Origin of the sequence: Caballeronia sp. INML2, from assembly GCF_023631365.1 — a bacterium.
GTDB classification, from domain to species: domain Bacteria; phylum Pseudomonadota; class Gammaproteobacteria; order Burkholderiales; family Burkholderiaceae; genus Caballeronia; species Caballeronia turbans.
This window is the reverse complement of sequence record NZ_JALQDH010000005.1, coordinates 88,206-108,637: the sequence shown is the minus strand read 5'-3', so window position 1 is coordinate 108,637 and position 20,432 is coordinate 88,206. Positions and strand designations below refer to the sequence as shown.

Sequence of the window (20,432 nt, the reverse complement as noted above, 5' to 3'; positions counted from 1 at the left end):
CCGCGCGAGTTCAGTCAGGCCTTCAAATAGTGCTCCCTCGCGCCGAGCCAGCGCGCGAGGTGCCGCGTGACGGCCTCGGGGAACTGCGCGAGCATCTGATCGGCGGCGGCGCGCGCCGGTTCGATCAGCCAGCCATCGTTTTCGAGACTCGCGAAGCGCAACATCGCTTCACCCGATTGCCGCGCGCCGAGAAATTCGCCGGGGCCGCGAATCTCGAGATCGCGGCGAGCGATCTCGAAGCCATCGGTCGTCTCACGCATGGTTTTCAGGCGCGCGCGGGCGGTCTGCGACAGCGGGTTCGAATACATCAGCACGCACACGGACGCCGCGCTGCCCCGACCCACGCGCCCGCGCAACTGATGCAGTTGCGCGAGACCGAAACGCTCCGCATGCTCGATCACCATCAGCGACGCATTCGGCACGTCGACGCCGACTTCGATCACCGTCGTCGCGACGAGCAGTTGCACTTCGTTGCGCGAGAACGCGTCCATCACCGCCGCTTTTTCGGCGGGTGCGAGCCGGCCGTGAACCAGCCCGACGCGCAGTTCGGGCAGCGCGGCAACCAGCGTCTCGTAGGTCTCGACGGCCGTCTGCAACTGCAGCGTCTCGCTTTCCTCGATCAGCGGACAGACCCAGTACACCTGCCGTCCGGTCAGCGCCGCTTCACGCACGCGGCCGATAATTTCGTCGCGCCTGCCGTCCGACACCACCTTGGTGAGGATCGGCGTGCGGCCGGGCGGAAGTTCGTCGATGGTCGAGACGTCGAGATCCGCGTAGTAGGTCATCGCGAGCGTGCGCGGGATCGGCGTCGCGGACATCATCAGTTGATGCGGCTGGAAGTCGCGCGCGCCGTCCGCCGCATTCAGGGCTTTCGCCCGCAGGGCAAGCCGTTGCGCGACGCCGAAGCGATGCTGCTCGTCGACGATCACGAGTCCGAGGCGCGCGAACTCCACCGCATCCTGAATGATCGCGTGCGTGCCGATGACGAGCTTCGCCGTGCCGAGCGCCGCCGCCTCGATCGCGGCGCGCTTTTCCTTCGCCTTAAGGCTGCCCGCGAGCCACGCGACCGTGACGCCCAGCGGCTCCAGCCAGCCGCGGAGTTTGCGCGCGTGCTGCTCCGCGAGGATTTCGGTCGGCGCCATGAGCGCGGCCTGATATCCGGCGTCGATGGCCTGTGCCGCCGCCAGCGCCGCGACGATCGTCTTGCCGCTGCCGACATCGCCTTGAAGCAGACGCTGCATCGGATGCGCGAGCGTCAGTTCGCCCGCGATTTCCGCGACCACGCGCTGCTGCGCGCCGGTCAGCGCGAAAGGCAGCGTGCGCAACAGCCTCACGACGAGCGACGCGTCATCGTCGGGCAGGCGGCGCGGCATCGCGGGCGCGGCGCGCGTGCGTCGCTCCTCGTGTGCGCGCTTGAGCGACAGTTGCTGCGCGAGCAATTCCTCGAATTTGATGCGCGTCCACGCCGGATGCGTGCCGTCGATGAGCGCGGTTTCATCCGAATCCGCGCGCGGATGATGCAGCGTCTTAACGGCGTCGAGCAGGCCGGGCACGTTCAGCGGCGCGAGATGCGCGCGCGCGATCGGCTCGGGCAGCAGTTCCGGCAGCGACACGCGGGAAATGGCCGAGTCGATGGCCTTGCGCAAGTACGCCTGCGAAATGCCCGCCGTCGACGGATAAACCGGTGTGAGCGCTTGCGGCAGCGGCGTGTCGTCATCGACGGGACGCACCGCCGGATGCACCATTTCCATCCCGAAGAAGCCGCCGCGCACATCGCCACGCACGCGCAGGCGCACGCCGATGGCCATCTGCTTGACCTGCGAGCCGTAGAAGTTGAGGAAGCGCAGCGTAAGCTCGTCGCCTGCGTCGTCGTGAATCTTCACGAGCAACTGGCGACGCGGCCGATACGCGATCTCGTTGTCGAACACGACGCCTTCGGTCTGGGCAATATCGCCGGGAATCAGTTCGCCGATGGGCGTGAGCGAAGTCTCGTCCTCGTAGCGCATCGGCAGATGCAATACGAGATCGATGTCCGATTTCAGGCCCAGCTTCGCGAGCTTGTCCGCCGTCCTCACGACCGGTTTGGTTTTTTTCCCGGCGCTTTCCGCCGTCTTCGCCCGCTTGCGCGCGACAGGCGCGTCGGCTTCGTCCGCGGTCGGGAGTGCATCGGTCGGGGAAGCCAGGCGGCGGTCGGACAAGGGCATTGACTCTCTTCGCAAGTACAATATGAGGTTTGTTCGGCGCGATTGCGGTTTTTTCGCGTCCTGTTCGCGCCTAAGTTGCGTCACCCAGTCACGCCATGTTCACGCTTTCCGATTTCGATTTTAATCTGCCGCCCGAGCTGATCGCGCAGAGTGCGCTCGCCGAGCGCAGCGCGAGCCGCCTGCTCGAGGTCGACAACCGCATCACGCCCGCCACGCTCGTCGATCGGCGCTTCTCCGAACTTCCCGATCTGATCGCGCCGGGCGATTTGCTGGTGTTCAACGATACCAAAGTCCTGAAGGCGCGCTTCTTCGGCCAGAAGGCCAGTGGCGGGCGCGTCGAGGTGCTGGTCGAGCGGCTGACCGGCGCGACCACGGCGCTCGCGCAGATCCGCGCGAGCAAGAGCCCGGCCGAAGGCACCACGATCCGCCTTGCGGATGCATTCGACGTGACCGTCGGCGAGCGCGTCGAGCCGTTCTACACGCTGCACTTTCCGGCCGAATGCCTGACGCTCATCGAGCAATACGGGCGCTTGCCGCTGCCGCCCTATATCGAGCACGACGCCGACGCCTACGACGAAACGCGCTATCAGACCGTTTATGCGGCCAATCCCGGCGCGGTGGCCGCGCCGACTGCGGGCCTGCATTTCGACGACGCCCTTTTCGCCGAACTCGATGCCCGCGGCGTCGAGCGCGCGACGTTGACGCTGCACGTCGGCGCGGGCACGTTCCAGCCGGTGCGCGTGGAGAACATCGCGGAGCACAAGATGCACACCGAGTGGTACGACCTGCCGCAATCGCTCGTCGATCGCATCGCGGCGGTGAAGGCGCGCGGCAACAAGGTGATCGCGGTCGGCACGACGTCGATGCGCGCGCTCGAAGCCGCCGCGCGCGATGCGGCAAGCGCCGGCCGGCCGCTCGCCGCGACGCAGGCCGAAACCGATATCTTCATCACGCCTGGCTTCGAATTTCGCGTCGTCGACCGGCTGGTGACGAACTTCCATCTGCCGAAATCGACGCTGCTGATGCTCGTGTCGGCGTTCGCCGGCATGGAAACGATTCGCGATGCATATCGTCACGCGATCGAGGAGAAGTACCGTTTCTTCAGTTACGGCGACGCCATGCTGCTGACGCGCCGCGACTAGTTTTTTCAACCAATGCGCTGGACTGTTTTCCAGTGGCAGGAATTCTGATGACCGCCAACCACACCCCGCCCGAGAACGGGCTCAAGTTCGAATTGCTGACGACCGACGGCCAGGCGCGCCGCGGGCGCCTCACGCTCAATCACGGCGTCGTCGAAACGCCGATCTTCATGCCGGTCGGAACCTACGGCACCGTCAAGGCGATCCAGCCGCGCGAGCTCGAGGAGCTGCGCGCGCAGATCATCCTCGGCAACACGTTCCACCTGTGGCTGCGTCCGGGGCTGGAAGTCATCGGCGCGCACGGCGGCTTGCACAAATTCATGGGCTGGAACCGGCCGATCCTCACCGATTCGGGCGGCTTTCAGGTGTTTTCGCTCGGCGAACTGCGCAAGATCACCGAAGAAGGCGTAACGTTCGCGTCGCCGATCAACGGTGACCGGCTCTTCCTTTCGCCCGAAGTGTCGATGCAGATACAGAAGGTGCTGAACTCCGACATCGTCATGCAGTTCGACGAATGCACGCCCTACTCGACCAACGGCATTCCGACCTCGCACAAGGACGCTGCGGATTCCATGCGCATGTCGATGCGCTGGGCGAAGCGGTCCATCGACGAATTCAACCGGCTCGGCAACCCGAACGCGCTCTTTGGCATCGTGCAGGGCGGAATGTTCGAGGATTTGCGCGACGAATCGCTCGCAGGTCTTTCCGAGATCGGCTTTCACGGTCTCGCGATCGGCGGGCTTTCCGTCGGCGAGCCGAAGGAAGACATGATGCGCGTGCTGAACCACATCGGTCCGAAGCTGCCCGCCGACAAGCCGCATTACCTGATGGGCGTCGGCACGCCGGAGGATCTCGTCGCGGGCGTCGCGGCGGGCGTCGACATGTTCGACTGCGTGATGCCTACCCGCAACGCACGCAACGGCTGGCTCTTCACGCGTTTCGGCGATCTCAAGATCAAGAACGCGACGCACAAGAATTCGATGAAGCCGCTCGACGAAAGCTGCGGCTGCTACACATGCCAGAACTTCACGCGCGGGTATCTGCACCATCTGCATCGCGTCGGTGAAATTCTCGGCGCGCAACTGAACACGATTCACAACCTGCACTACTACCTGCAATTGATCGGCGAAGTGCGGGCATCGATCGAAAATCACTCGTTCGAAGCGTTCCGCAAGACGTTCGCGGAAAATCGTGCGCGCGGAGTCGATTGAGCCGCGTCTTGAAATGGCGCGGCAGTATTACAATTGCCTTTCTACTGTTTGCCGAGCATGCAGCGAAAGTCCGGAAATGCGAGTCGTAACGGCTTGATGACAAAGCGCATTCCCGGAGTGTCGCGTCATGGGCGAGTGGTAGAATACCGGGCTAATTTCCATTCGAGTTTTTCGAACGTATTTGTGACGTTTTAACGGAGAGACCAACGTGTCGTTCATTTCCAATGCCTTTGCACAAGGCGTAACCGCGGGTGGCGCGGAATCGAGCCTGATGAGCTTCCTGCCGCTGATCCTGATGTTCGCGGTGCTGTACTTCATCATGATCCGTCCGCAGATGAAGCGTCAGAAGGAGCATCGCAACATGCTCGCCGCCATGGCCAAGGGCGATGAAGTGGTGACCAACGGCGGTATCGTCGGCAAGATCACGAAGGTCACGGATGCTTACGTGGGCGTGGAAATCGCCGAAGGCACGGAAATCACGATCCAGAAAGCGGCTGTGACCACCATTCTCCCGAAGGGCACGATCAAGTCGCTGTAAGGCCACTCGTTCCACCGCGTCCGGCGCGGCCTCGCTCACCGAGCCGTCCGATCCTTCATCACCGGCTCATCGCGCATAACGCCGGACGCCCTCTCCTCCGAAGCCAACTTTCCGGTCGGCCATTCCCATGAATCGTTATCCCCTCTGGAAGTATGTCGTGATGCTGGTGGCGCTCGTCATCGGCCTCGTGTACACGCTCCCCAACTTCTTCGGCGAGGCGCCCGCAGTTCAGGTGTCGAGCGGCAAGGCGACGGTCAAGCTCGATTCTTCGACGCTTGCGAACGTCGAAGCAGCGCTCGCCGCGAACAATATCAAGGCCGACGAAGTCACCTTCGATAATTCGCAACTGAACGCGAACATCCGCGTGCGCCTGAAGGACACCGACACGCAGTTGCACGTGAAGGACCTTCTCTCGAAGACGCTCAACACGGATCCGGCCGATCCGCAGTACATCGTCGCGCTGAACCTGCAGAGCGCTTCGCCGCGCTGGCTGACGGCCCTGCACGCACTGCCGATGTACCTCGGTCTCGACTTGCGCGGCGGTGTGCACTTCCTGCTGCAGGTCGACATGGCCGGCGCGCTCAACAAGAAGCTCGACTCCGACGCCGCCGACGCGCGCACGTATCTGCGCGACCGCAATATCCGCGATGGCGGCGTGAACCGCATCGGGCAGTCGGTCGTCGTGAACTTCTCGGATCAGGACAGCGCCGACAGCGCGCGCACGCAGCTCCAGACTGGCGTGTCGGAACTGCAATGGGTGACGCGCCAGGGCGGCGACGGCTTCCAGGTGGTCGGCACGTTCTCGGCGGCTGCGCAGAAGACCGTCGAGGACAGCGCGCTCAAGCAGAACATCACGACGCTGCATAACCGCGTGAACGAACTCGGCGTCGCGGAGCCGGTGATCCAGCAGCAGGGCTCGGACCGCATCGTGGTCGAGCTGCCGGGCGTGCAGGACACCGCGAAGGCGAAGGACATCATCGGCCGCACGGCGACGCTCGAAGCGCGCCTCGCCGATCCGGTCAACACCTACATCGGTCCGAACGACGCTGTGCCGCCCGGCGACGAAGCGTTCAAGCAGGGCGATCGCCTGGTGCTCTTGCGCAAGCAGGTGATTTTCACGGGCGACCGCATCATCGATGCGTCGGCGGGCTTCGACGATCATCAGCGCCCGTCCGTCAACATCCGGCTGGACTCCGCCGGCGGCCGAGCGGTGTCGGCCGTGTCGCGCGACAACATCGGCAAGCCGATGGCCATGGTCCTGTTCGAAAAGGGCAAAGGCGAAGTGCTGACGGTCGCGACGATCCAGTCCGAGCTCGGCGACCGCTTCTCGATCACCGGCCAGCCGACCCCGCAGGCCGCCACCGACCTCGCGCTGCTCCTGCGCGCCGGTTCGCTCGCGGCACCGATGGACATCATCGAGGAACGCACGGTCGGCCCGAGCCTCGGCGCGGACAACATCAAGAAGGGCTTCGATTCGGTGACCTACGGTTTCGCCGCGATCGCCGTCTTCATGGTCGCGTACTACCTGCTGTTCGGCGTGTTCTCGATGCTGGCGCTCTCGGTCAACCTTCTGTTGCTGGTCGCGGTGCTCTCGCTCCTGCAGGCGACGCTGACCTTGCCGGGTATCGCGGCTATCGCGCTCGCGCTCGGTATGGCGATCGACGCGAACGTGCTGATCAACGAACGTATCCGCGAGGAACTGCGTAACGGCGCGCCGCCGCAGACCGCGATCCAGGAAGGCTTCAAGCACGCCTGGGCGACGATTCTCGACTCGAACGTGACCACGCTGATCGCCGGTCTGGCGCTGCTCGCATTCGGTTCGGGCCCGGTGCGCGGCTTTGCGGTCGTGCACTGTATCGGCATTCTCACGTCGATGTTCTCGGCGGTGTTCTTCTCGCGCGGGCTCGTGAACCTGTGGTACGGCGGCAAGAAGAAGCTGAAGTCGCTCGCAATCGGTCAGGTGTGGCGTCCGGAAGGCTCGAATGCCGAAGCGGCCGCGGCGGCGTATCTCGCGGCGCAACGCGGCGACGAATCGCCTGTCGACGAAATCGTGAAGACCGCGAAGGGCAAGACGAAGACGGCGGCGGCTGCGCCGCGCCCGGCAGCTCAAGCGCAAGCGCGCACGGGCAAGCCGACGGTGCGCCGTCGTTCGGGCCCCGGCATCGATCAACAGAAACCGGGCGAGTCCCGCTGATTCCGCTGAGTCCGGAGATATAGACAATGGAATTCTTCCGCATCCGCCGCGACTTGCCGTTCATGGAACGCGCGTTGATCTTCAACGTGATTTCGTTCGTGACGTTTCTCGTGGCCGTATTTTTTCTCGTGCATCGCGGCCTGCATCTGTCGGTGGAGTTCACCGGCGGCACGGTCGTCGAGGTGCAGTATCCGCAAGCCGCGCAGCTCGAACCGGTGCGCGGTTCGATGGCAAGGCTCGGCTACCCCGACGCGCAGGTGCAGAACTTCGGTACGTCGCAGGACGTGCTGATTCGTCTGCCGCTCAAGCAGGGTCTCACGTCCGCGCAGCAGAGCGATCAGGTGATGACCGCGCTCAAGGCCGACAACGCCGAAGTGAAGCTGCAACGCGTCGAGTTCGTCGGTCCGCAGGTCGGCAAGGAACTGGTGACGAACGGCCTGCTCGCGCTCGCGTGCGTGGTCATCGGCATCGTGATTTATCTGTCGTTCCGCTTCGAATGGAAGTACGCGGTGGCGGGCATCATCGCGAACCTGCACGATGTGGTGATCATTCTCGGCTTCTTTGCGTTCTTCCAGTGGGAGTTCTCGCTGTCCGTGCTGGCGGCGATTCTCGCGGTGCTCGGCTACTCGGTGAACGAGTCGGTCGTTATCTTCGACCGGATTCGCGAAACCTTCCGCAAGCAGCGCAAGATGACGGTGAAGGAAGTGATCGATCACGCGATCACGAGCACGATGTCGCGAACCATCATCACCCACGGCTGTACGGAAATGATGGTGCTGTCGATGTTCTTCTTCGGCGGCCCGACGTTGCATTATTTCGCGCTGGCGCTCACCGTAGGTATTCTGTTCGGTATCTATTCGTCGGTGTTCGTCGCGGCGGCGCTCGCGATGTGGTTCGGCGTGAAGCGCGAAGATCTCGTGAAGGACAAGAAGGACAAGTTCGATCCGAACGATCCGAACGCGGGCGCGCAGGTTTGAGCGTGAACCTGGCGTCTGCCTGGAAAAGCAAAAGGGCCGGTCTGTGAAAGACCGGCCCTTTTTGTTTCCGGCTTACCGCCTTCAGCCCGACAGAATTCGCTCAACCCGGAACCGTTCAGGGCGCAGGCTCGCGGATCAGCGCTTCGCAAAGCGACACGCAATATGCGGCCAGATCTGCGCTCACGCCTACTTTGAGGAGCGTCTTTCGCACATGATCGGCGTCGACCGTTTTCATCATGCCGGAGTACAAGATCCTGAGCGGAACGAGCCGATTGCGAACGAGGTAGTTTGCCAGCAGGCAGATCATGCTGTCCGTGGCGACCGTGCCCGGATGCGCCATATCGACCAGTTCCTTTAGTTCCAGGTCAGTCAGGTGTTGGAAAAAGTTATGCGGAGAGTGAAATCCGAACGTCGGCGCTGTTGGCTCGGCATTTTCATATGAGAACCGGTCCGCAACTTCATTGGGCGAGAACTTGATGCCATGTTGCGCCTCCAGAACCGGTCGATAAATCCGGCCGATCAGCTCGTCTTCGTTGATTCCGTCACGCAGCGGAAATTCATCGCTCGCAAGCAGATGCATGAGTTTCGCCGAGCGCAGCGAGAATCCGCCATTTCCGACGGCCATGCCATCGTTATGCGCCGGCCAGCGCGCGCCGATATAGTCGTAGTCCAGAAAGTCCGCGCTCCACGCCGACGGATCGACAACGTAACCGTCCCATTGGATGAGCAAGACCCACGGCGTGTGGATATGGCGAATGACGTTCTTGAGGATGAAATCGTTATATTGCTCGCGCGACGCGATGTGAGGCGTAGTGACGATTCGCGCTTCGGTATCGATTTCTTCGTGCGTGAAGAGCACGACATCGCCGAACTTGCAATGTCTGCTCGAAATCCCCAACGCACGCGACGCCAGCCGGGGATTGAGCGAGTCCACGGCACATACCGTCACGTTGCTCAGATCGGTTCTGGAGTCGCTATTCATTGCACCAGCTTGCTTTTCAGATGGTTGTTTATCTTACTTTCATGCAGCCATGCACGCTGCTGACGTGCGCAGAATAGCAGTCCGCCTTGCCGAATCAGCAAAAGTCTGTAGCTTGTCTGGAAAGGAGAAGACGCGGGGGAAAATGGAAGAACTTCAGGCAAGGCGCCGGAGCGCCTGACGTCATGCGGCGCCGCTTCGCGTCGGCGCGCGAAGCGGCTTGCCGGTAAAACCGAAGACACTTACTGCTTCACGCCTTCGGCCTGAATATGCAGCACCGTCTTCAGGCTGAAACCATACGCCTTGCCGTAATCCATCCCGAAGTCGCCGCGATCGAAGGTCGTCGTCGCTTCCACGCCGCACACTTCCTTCTTCATCATCGGGTTCACGAAGCACTTGAAGCTCTCGACCTTCAGGTTGATCGGCTTCGTCACGCCGTGCATCGTGAGCGTGCCGATAACTTCCGAAGGCTTGTCGCCGTCGAACTTGATCGACGTACCCTTGTACTCGGCCGTCGGATACTTCGCGACATCGAAGAATTCGGCCTTCTGCAGATGCTCGTCCAGCTTCACATTGCCCGTGTTGACCGAAGAAAGGTCGATGGTCACGTTCACCGTGCCCGTCTTCGCCGCGCGATCGAGCGTGACTTCACCGCTGCTCTTGTTGAACTTGCCGCGCCACGTCGACACGCCACCGAAGTGATCGGCCTCGAAGCTCGGATAGGTGTGGTTCGGGTCGAGCTTGTACGTGTCGGCGGCGAGTGCGCTCACCGAGGCGCCGAACGACAGACCCAGTGCGAGCGCGCCCGCGGCGATGATCGAAAGCTTTTTCAAGTTCTTCTCCTGACTAACTAAGTACGCTGAATATGCGTCGTGTGTAACAAAAGCGCCGCTCACTTCTTCGCGGCAACGATGTGAAACTTGATGACGACGTCGTCCGCGACGATCGACGTATCTTTCCATTCACCCGTCCCGACATCGAACTGGGTGCGCTTGATCGGCAGCGCGCCGTCGAAGGTTTCCGTCGCGCCCTGCTGCGTGACCGTCACAGGAACCGTGACCGTCTGCGACTTGCCCTTGATCGTGATCTTGCCGGTCACGTTGTACTTGTTGCCGCCGGCCGGCGCGATCGCGCTGGAGACGAAAGTCGCGGTCGGATACTTGGCGGCATCGAACCATTCCGCGCCGCGTACCTGCTTGTTGTAGTCGTCGTCGCCAAGGTCGTAGCTGCCCGTGTCGATCGTGATGTTCGCCGTGCCCGCGGTCGGCTTCGCCGGATCGAAGGCGATCTGCGCGCTGAACTTGTTGAACTTGCCGTCGGTGGGGACGTTCATCTGCTTCGAGGTGGCAATCACCGTGCTCTTGCTCACGTCCACCTGCGCCTGCGCGCCCGCGACCAGCGCAAGCGAAGCCGCCGTAGCCATCATCCAACGATTGAGTTTCACTTTCATGTGTGCCCTATTCAAACGGTTCGATCGAACAGACCGGTATTGGAAATCATAAGAACGCGATAACAATCAGCCGCCGGGAAACGCCCTGCCAACGGCCAGGAAACAATGCGGCGCGCTTATCTGTGGAACGGCAGCATGCGCCCGAGCAAGCCGTCGCGATCGACGAAATGATGCTTGAGCGCAGCGAGAACGTGCATCGCGACGAAGAACAGCAACGTGTAGTTCAGCGCGATATGGACGATGCGCAGCGTCGCCTTCAGCGCCTTGTCCGGGCCGATGATCGTCGGCAGCGGCAGCACGCCGAGATAGACGACCTGAATGCCCGCCGCCGAGCTGTAGAGATAACCTGACGCGGGAATGACGAGCATCAGCAGATAGAGCAGAAAATGCGTGAGATGCGCGGCGCCCTGCTGCCAGCGCGGCATGCCATCGGGCATCGACGGCGCCTGGTGCGTCGCGCGCCAGATAAGGCGCAGCAGCGCGAGCGCGAACACCGTCACGCCGATCCACTTGTGCCATGAGAAGTACTTGAGCTTCGTCGGCGTGATGCCCGGAATGTCGGTCATGATCCAGCCGAGCCAGAAGCCGCACACGATCAACAACGCGATCAGCCAGTGCAGGCCGATCGCCGTGGCGCTGTAGCGTTGCGCCGGCGGCGTCGCCGCGATGCGAGCGGTGCTTTCCATTTTGCTTTCACCTCAAGTGTTCGATGTTGGCCGGCGCAGTCGCCGGCTGACGACAAGTATTCAAGGCCGCCATGCTACCTCAACGATAACGAATTGCCAGCGCACGCAAAACGGCCCGCACTGAGCCGGCAAACCCAGTCCCGGCGCGGGTTTGGCGGCTTTGCACAATGTTTCCGGGTCTTTGCGTGCCGCGCGTGCAACGAACTATTCCACGCGTGCAACGGTCGATGGAGGCACGACGAAGCGGCGCGACCCGCGCCGGATTCCGGCATCAAAGTATTAACGAGCGGACCAGCGATTTAATTCCGTGTGGCGCGAAGCACTCTGCGCAATCAGATAACGACTCGCCATTTGATACCATGCTGATACTTTTTGTGCTGGCCCGCTGCTTGCTAAGTCCGCTCGGAGCCGGTCCTCGCGGCGCCCGACCAACACGCTCGACCCGTCTCGGGCCTCGACCATGAACGCGAACGAACCGGATGATCTGATCGCGTGTCACGAATGCGACGCGCTCTTCCATAAACGTGCGCTGCCTCAACGCACTTCGGCGAAATGTCCGCGTTGCGGCTCGCTGCTCTATCGCAGCATCTCGTCGAACCTCGACAAAATCTGCGCGATGACGCTCGCGGCGCTCGTCACGTTCTTGATCGCGCAGGGCTTTCCCATCGTCGAACTGGAGGCGAATGGCCTCACGTCGCAGACCACGCTCATCGGCGCGATCGTCGCGCTGTGGAACGAGCAGATGGAGATCATGGCGGTTCTCGTCTTCTGTTCGACCATCCTGTTTCCGTTGTGCGAATTGCTCGCGCTGCTCTACGTGCTGCTTCCGCTGCGCTCGGGCTACGTCCCGCCGGGCTTCAACGGGCTTCTGCGCGGCATCCAGTTCGTGCGTCCGTGGGGCATGATCGAAGTCTTCATGCTCGGCGTGCTCGTCACGCTCGTGAAGATGGTCAGCATCGCGCGCGTGATTCCCGAAGCCGCGCTCTTCGCGTTCGGCGCGCTGACGCTCATGTTCGCGGTCGTCGTGAGCTTCGATCCGCGCGCGCTGTGGGACATCGCGAACACGCTCCGCCCGCGCGGGGGTACACACCCAGCCAACGGCCGCAAGCACATTCCCTCTGAAGCGAGTCAGAAATCGTGAACGATCCGATCGATCCGGCCGATCCGGCAACCGGCGGAGAAGCCAGCGAGCCTTACTACACGACGGCGTCGCGCGCGAATGTCGTGGCGTGTCACGCTTGCGGGCTCGTGCAGCCGCTCGCGTACACCGTCGAGAAGCAACGCTGCACGCGCTGCGGCGCGGCCGTGCACCGGCGCCACCCGGACAGCATCGCGCGCACCTGGGCGCTGCTCATCAGCGCGGCGATCCTCTATATCCCTGCGAATCTCTTTCCGATCATGCACACGTCGTCGATTCTCGGCTCCGAGGACGACACCATCATGAGCGGCGTCGCGCTCTTCTGGAACGACGGCGACTATCCGCTCGCCGCGGTGATTTTCGTCGCCAGCATTCTCGTGCCGATGCTCAAGCTCTTCACGCTCGCCTTTCTCACCATCAGCGTGCAGCGGCGCTCGACCTGGCGGCCGCGTCAGCGCACGACGCTCTTTCGCATCGTCGAAGGTATCGGCCGCTGGTCGATGCTCGATGTCTTCGTGATCACGCTCACCGTCGCGCTCGTGCGCTTCAAGTCGCTCGCGGTCATCACGCCGGGTCCGGGCGCGCTCGCGTTCGCATCGGTCGTCGTGCTGACGATGATCGCTTCCATGCAATTCGACCCTCGCCTCATGTGGGACAACATCGAACCGTCAGGAAAGAAATATGACTAGCGCCCAAGGTCCGAACGACCCGAAGCAGCCGGTGCCGCCCGCCGGCAATGGCGACACAGGCAAAGGCGGCGGCCTCCCGCCGAATCTGCCCGAGCCCGTGATCGAGCCGCGCAGCCGCTGGCTACCCTCGCTCGTGTGGCTCATTCCGCTCGTTGCGGCGCTGATCGGCGTGATTCTCGTCGTGAAGACGGTGTCGAGCCGCGGGCCGACCGTGACCATCAGCTTCGTCAGCGCGGAAGGACTCGAGCCGGGCAAGACGAAGGTGAAGTTCAAGGACGTCGATATCGGCACGGTCAAGACCATCACGCTGTCGAAAGATCATTCACGCGTGCTCGTCGATGTTCAGCTCACCAAGGAAGCCACCGATTTCGCCGTGAAGGACACGCGCTTCTGGGTCGTGCGCCCGCGCGTCGCGGCAAGCGGCGTGACCGGTCTGTCGACGCTATTGTCGGGCGCGTATATCGGCGTCGATGCGGGCAGGTCGACTGAAGACCAGACGTACTTCGTCGGCCTGGAGACGCCGCCCGCCGTCACGGGCGACCAGAAGGGCCACACCTTCACGCTGCACGGCGAGTCGCTCGGCTCCCTCGACATCGGCTCGCCGGTCTATTACCGGCGCGTGCAGGTCGGTCAGGTCGTGGCGTTTTCGCTCGACAAGGACGGCACCGGCGTCACGCTGCAGGTGTTCGTCACCGCGCCTTACGATCAGTATGTCGGCACCAATTCGCGCTGGTGGCATGCGAGCGGCGTCGATCTGCGGCTCGATTCGAGCGGCTTCACGCTCAACACGCAATCGCTCGCGACGGTCGTGCTGGGCGGCATTGCGTTCCAGACGCCGCCGAACCAGCCGCCCGGGCCGCAGGCGCAAACCAATGCGACCTTCCGGCTCGCCGGCGATGAGGCCGACGCGATGCGCGACCCCGATGGCCAGGCCGTTCATGTCGTGATGAACTTCAATCAGTCGCTGCGCGGGCTGTCGGTCGGCGCGCCGGTCGATTTCCGCGGCATCGTGCTCGGACAGGTCACGGGCATCGGCGTGCAATACGATCCGAAGTCGCATGCTTTCATGATGCCGGTCACGATCGATCTCTATCCCGATCGTCTCGGCAGGCGTGCGAAGCAGGCGCTGCCGGAGCAAGGTTCGACAGCGAGCCAGGACATGCTGCAACTGCTCGTGAATCGCGGCCTGCGCGGACAGTTGCGCACCGGCAACCTGCTAACGAGCCAGTTGTATGTCGCGCTCGACTTCTTCCCGAAGGCGGCGCCCGCGAAGGTCAATGCCAACAATGATCCGCTCGAACTGCCGACCGTGCCGAACACGCTCGACGAACTGCAACTGCAGATCGCGGACATCGCGCGCAAGATCGACAAGATTCCGTTCGACGAAATCGGCACCAATCTGAATGGCTCGCTCAAGAACGCGAACGCGCTCTTCGACCGGGTCGGCAAGGAAGTCCTGCCGGAAATGCAGGACACGCTCGCGCAGGCGAAGAAGACCTTCGGCCAGGCGCAGTCGACGCTGCAATCGGACTCGCCGCTTCAGTCGGACGTCCATCAGGCGCTGCAGGAACTCACGCGCACGCTGCAGTCGCTCAACTCGCTCGCGGATTACCTTGAACGCCATCCGGAATCGCTCGTGCGCGGAAAATCGGGAGACAAACCATGAAGTTCGGCTCGTTGATATTGACCTTGAGCGCGGCGGCGATGCTCGCCGCCTGCGCTTCGCCGACGAGCCGTTTCTATACGCTCGGCGGCGGCGACGCGCGTCCAATGCCGACCGCGCAGGCGTCGTTCTATTTCGAGCTCGCGCCCGTCGACGTGCCGCAGCAGGTCGCCAAGAATCAATTGGTCGTGCAGACGAGTCCCGCGCAGGTGCGCGTGCTCGAAGAAGAGCGCTGGGCGTCGCTGCCCGGCGACGAAGTCCGGCGCGCGCTGTCCGCCGATCTCACGCAGCAGCTCGGCGCGATCGACGTGTACGGCACGCCGCATCCGGAGTCGGTGCCGGTGTATCGCGTGAAGGTGAACGTGCGGCGCTTCGAGTCGTGGCCAGGCTCGCAGGCGGTGATCGACGCGGTGTGGAGCGTGCGCGCCGCCGGATCGGATACGGTGCTGACGTGCCGGACCGTCGCGCAGGAACGCGTGGACGCAGGCTACGACGCGCTCGTCGACGGTCATCGCAAGGCGGTCGATGCGCTGGCCTCCGCGATCTCCGCGGGCGTGCGCAGCCTGAGTTCGCTCCCCTCGGCGACGAGCGCGCCTGCCGCGTCCGCGAAGAGCAAGAGCGGTGCGAACGTGAAGCCCGCGTCCGCGGCGGTTTTGCCGTGTCCGTCCACGAACCCCGCGACGACGGCCAGCGCGCAATGATCCATGCCGCGTCCGGCATCGTGCCGGGCGCGGCTCATGTTGTCGGCAGACGACATCGACGCTGGAAGCTATCTCTAAATATCCGATGGTGCGTGCGCGCCCGGTTAAGATCGTCGTCGCCCGCATTTCGAATCAACCGTGAAAACTAGATGATGAAACTGATCGGTTCGCATCCCAGCCCATTCGTCCGCAAAGTGCGGATCGTCATGGCGGAGAAGAAGATCGATTGCGAACTGGTGCTCGAGGACGTCTGGGCATCCGATTCGAAAATCCACGACTACAACCCGCTCGGCAAGGTGCCGTGCCTCATCCTGGACGACGGCGAAGCGGTGTTCGATTCGCGCGTCATCTGCGAGTACGTGGACACGCTTACGCCTGTCGGCAAACTGCTGCCGCAAGAGCGCCGCGAGCGCACCGAAGTGCGTTGCTGGGAAGCGCTCGCTGACGGCATGCTCGATGCCGCCGTGCTGATCCGTCTCGAAGGGGTCTTGCGCGAAGAAGCGCATCGCAGTGAAAAGTGGACGACGCGCCAGCGTCACAAGATCGAGGACGGCCTGAGCGCGATGGCGCGCGGTATCGGCTCGAAGCAGTGGTGCTCGGCGAACCGCTTCACGCTTGCGGATATCGCCTGCGGCTGTGCGCTCGGCTATCTCGACTTCCGTATGCCCGATCTGAACTGGCGCGACGCGCATCCCAATCTCGACAAGTACTACGCGCGAATCTCGCAGCGCCAGTCATTTGTGGATACCGCGCCGGTCTGATCCGGACGCGGAAGCACTTCTGCGTGCGGCGGGAGCGTCGCGGCTCTAGTTCGTCACTTCGATATCGTGTTTGCCTGGGCGGTCGGCGTGCGCGTCAGTAATGCGCATGAGCGTCGGCCCTCCGTCGCTCAGCACATCGCGGTCGCGGGAGAAGCGAAACGCGATGCCAAAACCTGCCGTCATATCTACTGCTAGATAGATTTTGAATGGCAGTAAGCCCGAATGTACGTTGACACAGGCGCTTTCTACTCGAGATAGTCCACCTTTCGCCATATCGACAGACTAAAAATCGGCGGCATCCACGAAATAGCCTTCCCGAATCAAAATCTATCTACTCAACGGTAGAAAGCCCCCCGTTAATTCAGGTGTTTCTCACAAGGTTATCCACAGCCTTGTCTACCGCCGAAATGCGTCCGCGACTTCTTCCAGTCGCGCTCGTGTCTGAAAGAGACGGCACCCAAGCAGGCTGCCCTGAAATGCGGCATACAAGGTGCGCGCCGCGGCTTCGGGTTTTCCACCGGCGTCGAGCGTATCCTGCGCTTCGCCTTCGGCGAGCACCTTCGCCAGCCAGTTCTCGTTCGCTTTATAGAATGACTGCACGGCGTGACGGACCTTCTCCGGCAGCGATTCGATGTCCGCCGCCAGCATGCCGCACAGGCAAATCCGATTACCACCGCCGATGATTCGCCCGAACAGCTTCGTGTAGCGGTCGAGTTTCTTGTCGGCGGGGGCGGAACTGTCGATCGCGTAGATCGACGACATCAGATCCGCGCTGTATGCGTTCACCGCCTCGAGCGCGAGATCTTCCTTCGCTGGAAAGTAGTAGTGGATGCTGGAGGTCTTTACGCCGACCAGTTCGGACAAGTCACGGTAGCTGAATCCGTTGTAGCCGTGCGTCATCAACAACGTCTGAGCGTGGTCCAGCAGCGCTTCCCGTACCGTGTTCTTGTCCATTTGCGGCATTCCCCTGCGTTCGATGTGCGTAATTTATCTATCGCTAGATAGACGGTCAAGCGCTTGTATCGAAAAAGGTTTTATCGGACCGATAGGCAAGAAAAAGCCCTGACCGAAGCCAGGGCTTTCGTTCGTTGCTGCCGGCGACGCTAACGCGCGGCTGCAAGCACCGCCGTTTGCGTCGCCCCTTGCCCCGCCGCCGCGTGCTCGATGATGCCACCGCCCAGACACACGTCGCCCTGATAGAGCACGGCGGATTGCCCCGGCGTGACGGCCCATTGCGCGTCGTCGAAATGCAGCGCGAAGCGGCCGTCGTCTGCGTTCGCAAAGCGGCACGCCGCGTCCTGCTGCCGATAGCGCGTCTTCGCCCCGCACGCCACACCCTCGTCAGGCGCGAAACCCGCGACCCAGCTTGTATTGCCCGCGACGAGCGTCGGCGACAGAAGCCACGGATGGTCGTGACCCTGCACCACATAGAGCGTGTTCGTCGCCATGTCCTTGCCGGCGACGAACCACGGCTCGCCGCTGCCCTCCTTCGCGCCGCCGATGCCGATGCCCTTGCGCTGCCCGAACGTATAGAACGCGAGCCCGATATGTTCGCCGACGATCTTCCCGTCGGCCGTCTTCATCGGACCGGGCTTCGTCGGCAGGTAGCGGTTCAGGAATTCGCGGAACGGCCGTTCGCCGATGAAGCAGATGCCGGTCGAATCCTTTTTCTTCGCGTTCGGCAGGCCGATTTGCGCAGCGATCTCGCGCACTTTCGTCTTCGGGATTTCGCCGAGCGGGAACAGCGTCTTCGACAGTTGCGCCTGATTCAGCCGATGCAGGAAATACGACTGATCCTTGGTCGAATCCGTGGCCTTGAGCAACTGGAAGAGGCCGTTGTGCTCGCGCACTCGCGCGTAATGGCCCGTCGCGATGGTCTGCGCGCCGAGCGACATCGCGTGATCGAGGAACGCCTTGAACTTGATTTCCGCATTGCAGAGCACGTCCGGGTTCGGCGTGCGGCCCGCCGAATATTCGCGCAGAAACTCCGCGAACACACGGTCCTTGTACTCGGCGGCGAAGTTGACCGCCTCGACATCGATGCCGATCAGATCCGCGACCGACACCACGTCGATCCAGTCCTGGCGGGTCGAGCAATATTCGCCGTCGTCATCGTCTTCCCAGTTCTTCATGAAGAGGCCGACGACGTCGTAGCCTTGTTCCTTCAGAAGCCATGCCGTCACGGACGAATCCACGCCGCCCGACATGCCCACTACCACCTTTCGCTTGCTCATAGGGATATCACGCCCGCACCACCGGCGCGACCGAATGCGTATGAATGAAATCGAGCGGCACGCGCCGCCCGGATAAATAGTCGTCGACACACTTCATCACGAGCGGCGTCCGGTGCCGGTCGGCGGACGCGCGCAGCTCGTCGGCGGTGAGCCACATCGCGCGCACGATGCCTTGATCGAGAGAACGATCGGCCTCTTCACCCAACGACTTGCCGCAGAACGTGAAACGCAGATACGTGACATCGCGCCCCGGTCGCGCGAAGTGCGTCATATAGGCGCCGACGAGCGCCTCGGGCTCGAATCGATGCGCCGTTTCTTCGAGCGTCTCGCGGATTACCGCTTCGACGAGCGTTTCGCCCGCTTCGAGGTGACCGGCCGGTTGGTTGATCCGCAAACCTGCGGACGTGTGCTCTTCGATGACGAGAAAGCGCCCGTCTCGCTCGACGATCGCCGCCACCGTAACGTGGGGGGCCCAAGTATCTGATTTCATGGTGAGATATTTTACCGTCCCGGCGACGTTCCCGCGCGCCCTGTCCTAAGGGTAAGCGCTGACGCTCGACGGGTGGAACGAGTGCCGGATCGGATTCTTGCGCGTGCCATCTTCGGTTACAGTTGCGATAGCCGTCCGTTCCAGCATTTGAATAACAACTCAGCCTTAAGCCTTCCTAACCCTTCCCCGGGGTGACGATGGCAACAAAGACAGGAGGATTTGAAGATGCACATCGGAGTGCCTGCTGAAACGCGGGCGAACGAGGCGCGCGTCGCCGCTACGCCCGAAACGGTCAAAAAGCTCGTCACGCAAGGACATCGCGTTTCTGTCCAGAGCGGCGCGGGCTTGCCGGCAAGCTATATCGACGATGCCTTCGCGCAAGCGGGCGCGGATCTCGTCGATGCGGCCACGGCCCTTTCCGCCGAAATCGTCCTCAAGGTGCAGTCACCGAGCGAAAGCGAACTGGCGATGCTCAAGCCGGGCGCCGTGCTCGTCGGCATGCTCGATCCCTTCAATACGGAAAACACCGCGCTGCTCGCGTCGTCGGGCGTCACCGCGTTCGCGCTCGAAGCCGCGCCGCGAACGACGCGCGCGCAGAGTCTCGACGTGCTGTCGTCGCAGGCGAACATCGCCGGGTACAAGGCGGTGCTGATGGCTTGCCAGTATTACCAGCGCTTCATGCCGATGCTCATGACCGCTGCCGGCACCGTCAAAGCCGCGCGCGTGCTCGTGCTCGGCGCGGGCGTCGCGGGCCTGCAGGCGATCGCCACGGCCAAGCGTCTCGGCGCGGTCGTCGAAGCCTCCGATGTGCGTCCGGCCGTGAAGGAGCAGATCGAGTCGCTCGGTGCGAAGTTCGTCGACGTGCCCTTCGAAACCGACGAGGAGCGCGAAGCGGCGGTCGGCGTCGGCGGCTACGCGCGTCCGATGCCGCCGAGCTGGCTCGCGCGGCAATCGGCGCAGGTGCATGAGCGTGCGAAAGCGGCGGATATCGTCATCTCGACGGCGCTGATTCCCGGCCGTCCGGCGCCGACGCTGATCTCGGTGGAAACGGTCAAGCACATGAAGCCAGGCTCCGTGATCATCGATCTCGCCGCGGGTCGCGGACCCGAGTTCGAAGGCAAGAAAGGCGGCAACTGTCCGCTCACCGAAGTGGATCAGGTGGTGATGAAGCACGGCGTGCATATCGTCGGCCACACGAACCTCGCTTCGATGGTCGCAGCCGATGCCTCCGCGCTCTATGCCCGCAATCTTCTGGACTTCCTGAAACTGATCCTCACCAAGGAAGGCACGCTCAACATCGACCTCGCGGACGACATCGTCGCGGCCACGCTCCAGTGCCGCGACGGACAAGTCACGCGTCCGGCCGCTTAACGCCGAT

19 protein-coding genes are annotated in these 20,432 nt (G+C 62.8%); 11 read left to right on the top strand and 8 right to left on the bottom strand.

Features of this window, described 5'->3' with window-relative positions; translation table 11 throughout:
- Window positions 1–14 precede the first annotated feature (14 nt).
- Complete coding sequence (gene recG, locus NCT32_RS01885; RefSeq protein WP_061117788.1) at window positions 15–2,204, bottom strand: ATP-dependent DNA helicase RecG; 2,190 nt, start codon at window positions 2,202–2,204, stop codon at window positions 15–17.
- 95 nt (window positions 2,205–2,299) lie between these two features.
- On the opposite strand from recG, the gene queA reads away from it, so the two are divergent.
- From queA to secF, 5 genes are all read left to right on the top strand, one after another.
- Window positions 2,300–3,346: a tRNA preQ1(34) S-adenosylmethionine ribosyltransferase-isomerase QueA gene (gene queA / locus NCT32_RS01880; protein WP_061117789.1), complete on the top strand. Its 1,047-nt coding sequence runs from the start codon at window positions 2,300–2,302 to the stop codon at window positions 3,344–3,346.
- 47 nt (window positions 3,347–3,393) lie between these two features.
- A complete protein-coding gene (tgt, locus tag NCT32_RS01875; RefSeq protein WP_061117790.1) occupies window positions 3,394–4,554 on the top strand; it encodes a tRNA guanosine(34) transglycosylase Tgt in 1,161 nt (386 codons plus the stop codon).
- A gap of 208 nt (window positions 4,555–4,762) precedes the next feature.
- On the top strand, window positions 4,763–5,092 hold the full coding sequence (gene yajC, locus NCT32_RS01870; protein WP_061117791.1) for a preprotein translocase subunit YajC: 330 nt from the start codon (window positions 4,763–4,765) through the stop codon (window positions 5,090–5,092).
- Window positions 5,093–5,219: 127 nt separating this feature from the next.
- Window positions 5,220–7,286, top strand: a complete 2,067-nt coding sequence (secD, locus tag NCT32_RS01865; protein WP_061117792.1) for a protein translocase subunit SecD — start codon at window positions 5,220–5,222, stop codon at window positions 7,284–7,286.
- 26 nt (window positions 7,287–7,312) lie between these two features.
- The gene (secF, locus tag NCT32_RS01860) at window positions 7,313–8,263 is read left to right on the top strand and encodes a protein translocase subunit SecF (RefSeq protein ID WP_061117793.1); all 951 of its coding nucleotides are present in this window, start codon (window positions 7,313–7,315) and stop codon (window positions 8,261–8,263) included.
- A 115-nt stretch (window positions 8,264–8,378) separates the two neighbouring features.
- Here secF and NCT32_RS01855 read toward each other — a convergent pair whose 3' ends face one another.
- The 4 genes from NCT32_RS01855 to NCT32_RS01840 all read right to left on the bottom strand — a co-directional run bounded on the left by NCT32_RS01855 (window position 8,379) and on the right by NCT32_RS01840 (window position 11,378).
- The gene (locus NCT32_RS01855) at window positions 8,379–9,245 is read right to left on the bottom strand and encodes a DUF5672 family protein (RefSeq protein WP_061117794.1); all 867 of its coding nucleotides are present in this window, start codon (window positions 9,243–9,245) and stop codon (window positions 8,379–8,381) included.
- Between the two features lie 239 nt (window positions 9,246–9,484).
- Window positions 9,485–10,075: a YceI family protein gene (locus NCT32_RS01850; RefSeq protein WP_061117795.1), complete on the bottom strand. Its 591-nt coding sequence runs from the start codon at window positions 10,073–10,075 to the stop codon at window positions 9,485–9,487.
- Window positions 10,076–10,134: 59 nt separating this feature from the next.
- Window positions 10,135–10,692 carry a YceI family protein gene (locus NCT32_RS01845; protein WP_061117796.1) on the bottom strand — a complete coding sequence of 186 codons (558 nt, stop codon included), beginning with the start codon at window positions 10,690–10,692 and terminating at the stop codon, window positions 10,135–10,137.
- 116 nt (window positions 10,693–10,808) lie between these two features.
- Entirely contained in the window at window positions 10,809–11,378 is a 570-nt protein-coding gene (locus NCT32_RS01840; RefSeq protein WP_061117797.1) for a cytochrome b, read from the bottom strand.
- A gap of 460 nt (window positions 11,379–11,838) precedes the next feature.
- Between NCT32_RS01840 and NCT32_RS01835 the strand changes: the two genes are divergently transcribed.
- The 5 genes from NCT32_RS01835 to NCT32_RS01815 all read left to right on the top strand — a co-directional run bounded on the left by NCT32_RS01835 (window position 11,839) and on the right by NCT32_RS01815 (window position 16,330).
- Window positions 11,839–12,519 carry a paraquat-inducible protein A gene (locus tag NCT32_RS01835; protein WP_061117798.1) on the top strand — a complete coding sequence of 227 codons (681 nt, stop codon included), beginning with the start codon at window positions 11,839–11,841 and terminating at the stop codon, window positions 12,517–12,519.
- Window positions 12,516–13,205, top strand: a complete 690-nt coding sequence (locus tag NCT32_RS01830) for a paraquat-inducible protein A (protein WP_250476298.1) — start codon at window positions 12,516–12,518, stop codon at window positions 13,203–13,205. Before NCT32_RS01835 ends, NCT32_RS01830 begins: the two co-directional genes overlap by 4 nt.
- The gene (locus NCT32_RS01825) at window positions 13,198–14,871 is read left to right on the top strand and encodes an intermembrane transport protein PqiB (protein WP_061117799.1); all 1,674 of its coding nucleotides are present in this window, start codon (window positions 13,198–13,200) and stop codon (window positions 14,869–14,871) included. The genes NCT32_RS01830 and NCT32_RS01825 overlap by 8 nt, the downstream gene beginning before the upstream one ends.
- Complete coding sequence (locus NCT32_RS01820; protein ID WP_061117800.1) at window positions 14,868–15,569, top strand: membrane integrity-associated transporter subunit PqiC; 702 nt, start codon at window positions 14,868–14,870, stop codon at window positions 15,567–15,569. The genes NCT32_RS01825 and NCT32_RS01820 overlap by 4 nt, the downstream gene beginning before the upstream one ends.
- 149 nt (window positions 15,570–15,718) lie before the next feature.
- The gene (locus NCT32_RS01815) at window positions 15,719–16,330 is read left to right on the top strand and encodes a glutathione S-transferase N-terminal domain-containing protein (protein ID WP_250476295.1); all 612 of its coding nucleotides are present in this window, start codon (window positions 15,719–15,721) and stop codon (window positions 16,328–16,330) included.
- Between the two features lie 396 nt (window positions 16,331–16,726).
- On the opposite strand, the gene NCT32_RS01810 is transcribed toward NCT32_RS01815, so the two are convergent.
- From NCT32_RS01810 to NCT32_RS01800, 3 genes are all read right to left on the bottom strand, one after another.
- Window positions 16,727–17,284 (bottom strand): TetR/AcrR family transcriptional regulator, encoded by a 558-nt coding sequence (locus tag NCT32_RS01810; RefSeq protein ID WP_061117801.1) that lies wholly within the window; start codon window positions 17,282–17,284, stop codon window positions 16,727–16,729.
- Between the two features lie 149 nt (window positions 17,285–17,433).
- Window positions 17,434–18,564 carry a tRNA 2-thiouridine(34) synthase MnmA gene (mnmA, locus tag NCT32_RS01805; protein WP_061117802.1) on the bottom strand — a complete coding sequence of 377 codons (1,131 nt, stop codon included), beginning with the start codon at window positions 18,562–18,564 and terminating at the stop codon, window positions 17,434–17,436.
- A gap of 7 nt (window positions 18,565–18,571) precedes the next feature.
- Window positions 18,572–19,054: an NUDIX hydrolase gene (locus NCT32_RS01800; RefSeq protein WP_061117803.1), complete on the bottom strand. Its 483-nt coding sequence runs from the start codon at window positions 19,052–19,054 to the stop codon at window positions 18,572–18,574.
- Window positions 19,055–19,279: 225 nt separating this feature from the next.
- Between NCT32_RS01800 and NCT32_RS01795 the strand changes: the two genes are divergently transcribed.
- On the top strand, window positions 19,280–20,425 hold the full coding sequence (locus NCT32_RS01795; protein WP_250489861.1) for a Re/Si-specific NAD(P)(+) transhydrogenase subunit alpha: 1,146 nt from the start codon (window positions 19,280–19,282) through the stop codon (window positions 20,423–20,425).
- Window positions 20,426–20,432 lie beyond the last annotated feature (7 nt).

Excerpts from the sequence above, each read along its gene's own strand:
- recG (WP_061117788.1), bottom strand. The coding sequence starts at position 2,204 with ATGCCCTTGTCCGACCGCCGCCTGGCTTCCCCGACCGATGCACTCCCG.
- tgt (WP_061117790.1), top strand. The coding sequence starts at position 3,394 with ATGACCGCCAACCACACCCCGCCCGAGAACGGGCTCAAGTTCGAATTG.
- mnmA (WP_061117802.1), bottom strand. The coding sequence starts at position 18,564 with ATGAGCAAGCGAAAGGTGGTAGTGGGCATGTCGGGCGGCGTGGATTCG.
- NCT32_RS01840 (WP_061117797.1), bottom strand. The coding sequence starts at position 11,378 with ATGGAAAGCACCGCTCGCATCGCGGCGACGCCGCCGGCGCAACGCTAC.
- NCT32_RS01810 (WP_061117801.1), bottom strand. The coding sequence starts at position 17,284 with ATGGACAAGAACACGGTACGGGAAGCGCTGCTGGACCACGCTCAGACG.
- secD (WP_061117792.1), top strand. The coding sequence starts at position 5,220 with ATGAATCGTTATCCCCTCTGGAAGTATGTCGTGATGCTGGTGGCGCTC.
- queA (WP_061117789.1), top strand. The coding sequence starts at position 2,300 with ATGTTCACGCTTTCCGATTTCGATTTTAATCTGCCGCCCGAGCTGATC.
- NCT32_RS01835 (WP_061117798.1), top strand. The coding sequence starts at position 11,839 with ATGAACGCGAACGAACCGGATGATCTGATCGCGTGTCACGAATGCGAC.
- secF (WP_061117793.1), top strand. The coding sequence starts at position 7,313 with ATGGAATTCTTCCGCATCCGCCGCGACTTGCCGTTCATGGAACGCGCG.
- NCT32_RS01800 (WP_061117803.1), bottom strand. The coding sequence starts at position 19,054 with ATGAAATCAGATACTTGGGCCCCCCACGTTACGGTGGCGGCGATCGTC.
- NCT32_RS01845 (WP_061117796.1), bottom strand. The coding sequence starts at position 10,692 with ATGAAAGTGAAACTCAATCGTTGGATGATGGCTACGGCGGCTTCGCTT.
- NCT32_RS01795 (WP_250489861.1), top strand. The coding sequence starts at position 19,280 with ATGCACATCGGAGTGCCTGCTGAAACGCGGGCGAACGAGGCGCGCGTC.
- NCT32_RS01820 (WP_061117800.1), top strand. The coding sequence starts at position 14,868 with ATGAAGTTCGGCTCGTTGATATTGACCTTGAGCGCGGCGGCGATGCTC.
- NCT32_RS01855 (WP_061117794.1), bottom strand. The coding sequence starts at position 9,245 with ATGAATAGCGACTCCAGAACCGATCTGAGCAACGTGACGGTATGTGCC.
- NCT32_RS01815 (WP_250476295.1), top strand. The coding sequence starts at position 15,719 with ATGATGAAACTGATCGGTTCGCATCCCAGCCCATTCGTCCGCAAAGTG.
- NCT32_RS01825 (WP_061117799.1), top strand. The coding sequence starts at position 13,198 with ATGACTAGCGCCCAAGGTCCGAACGACCCGAAGCAGCCGGTGCCGCCC.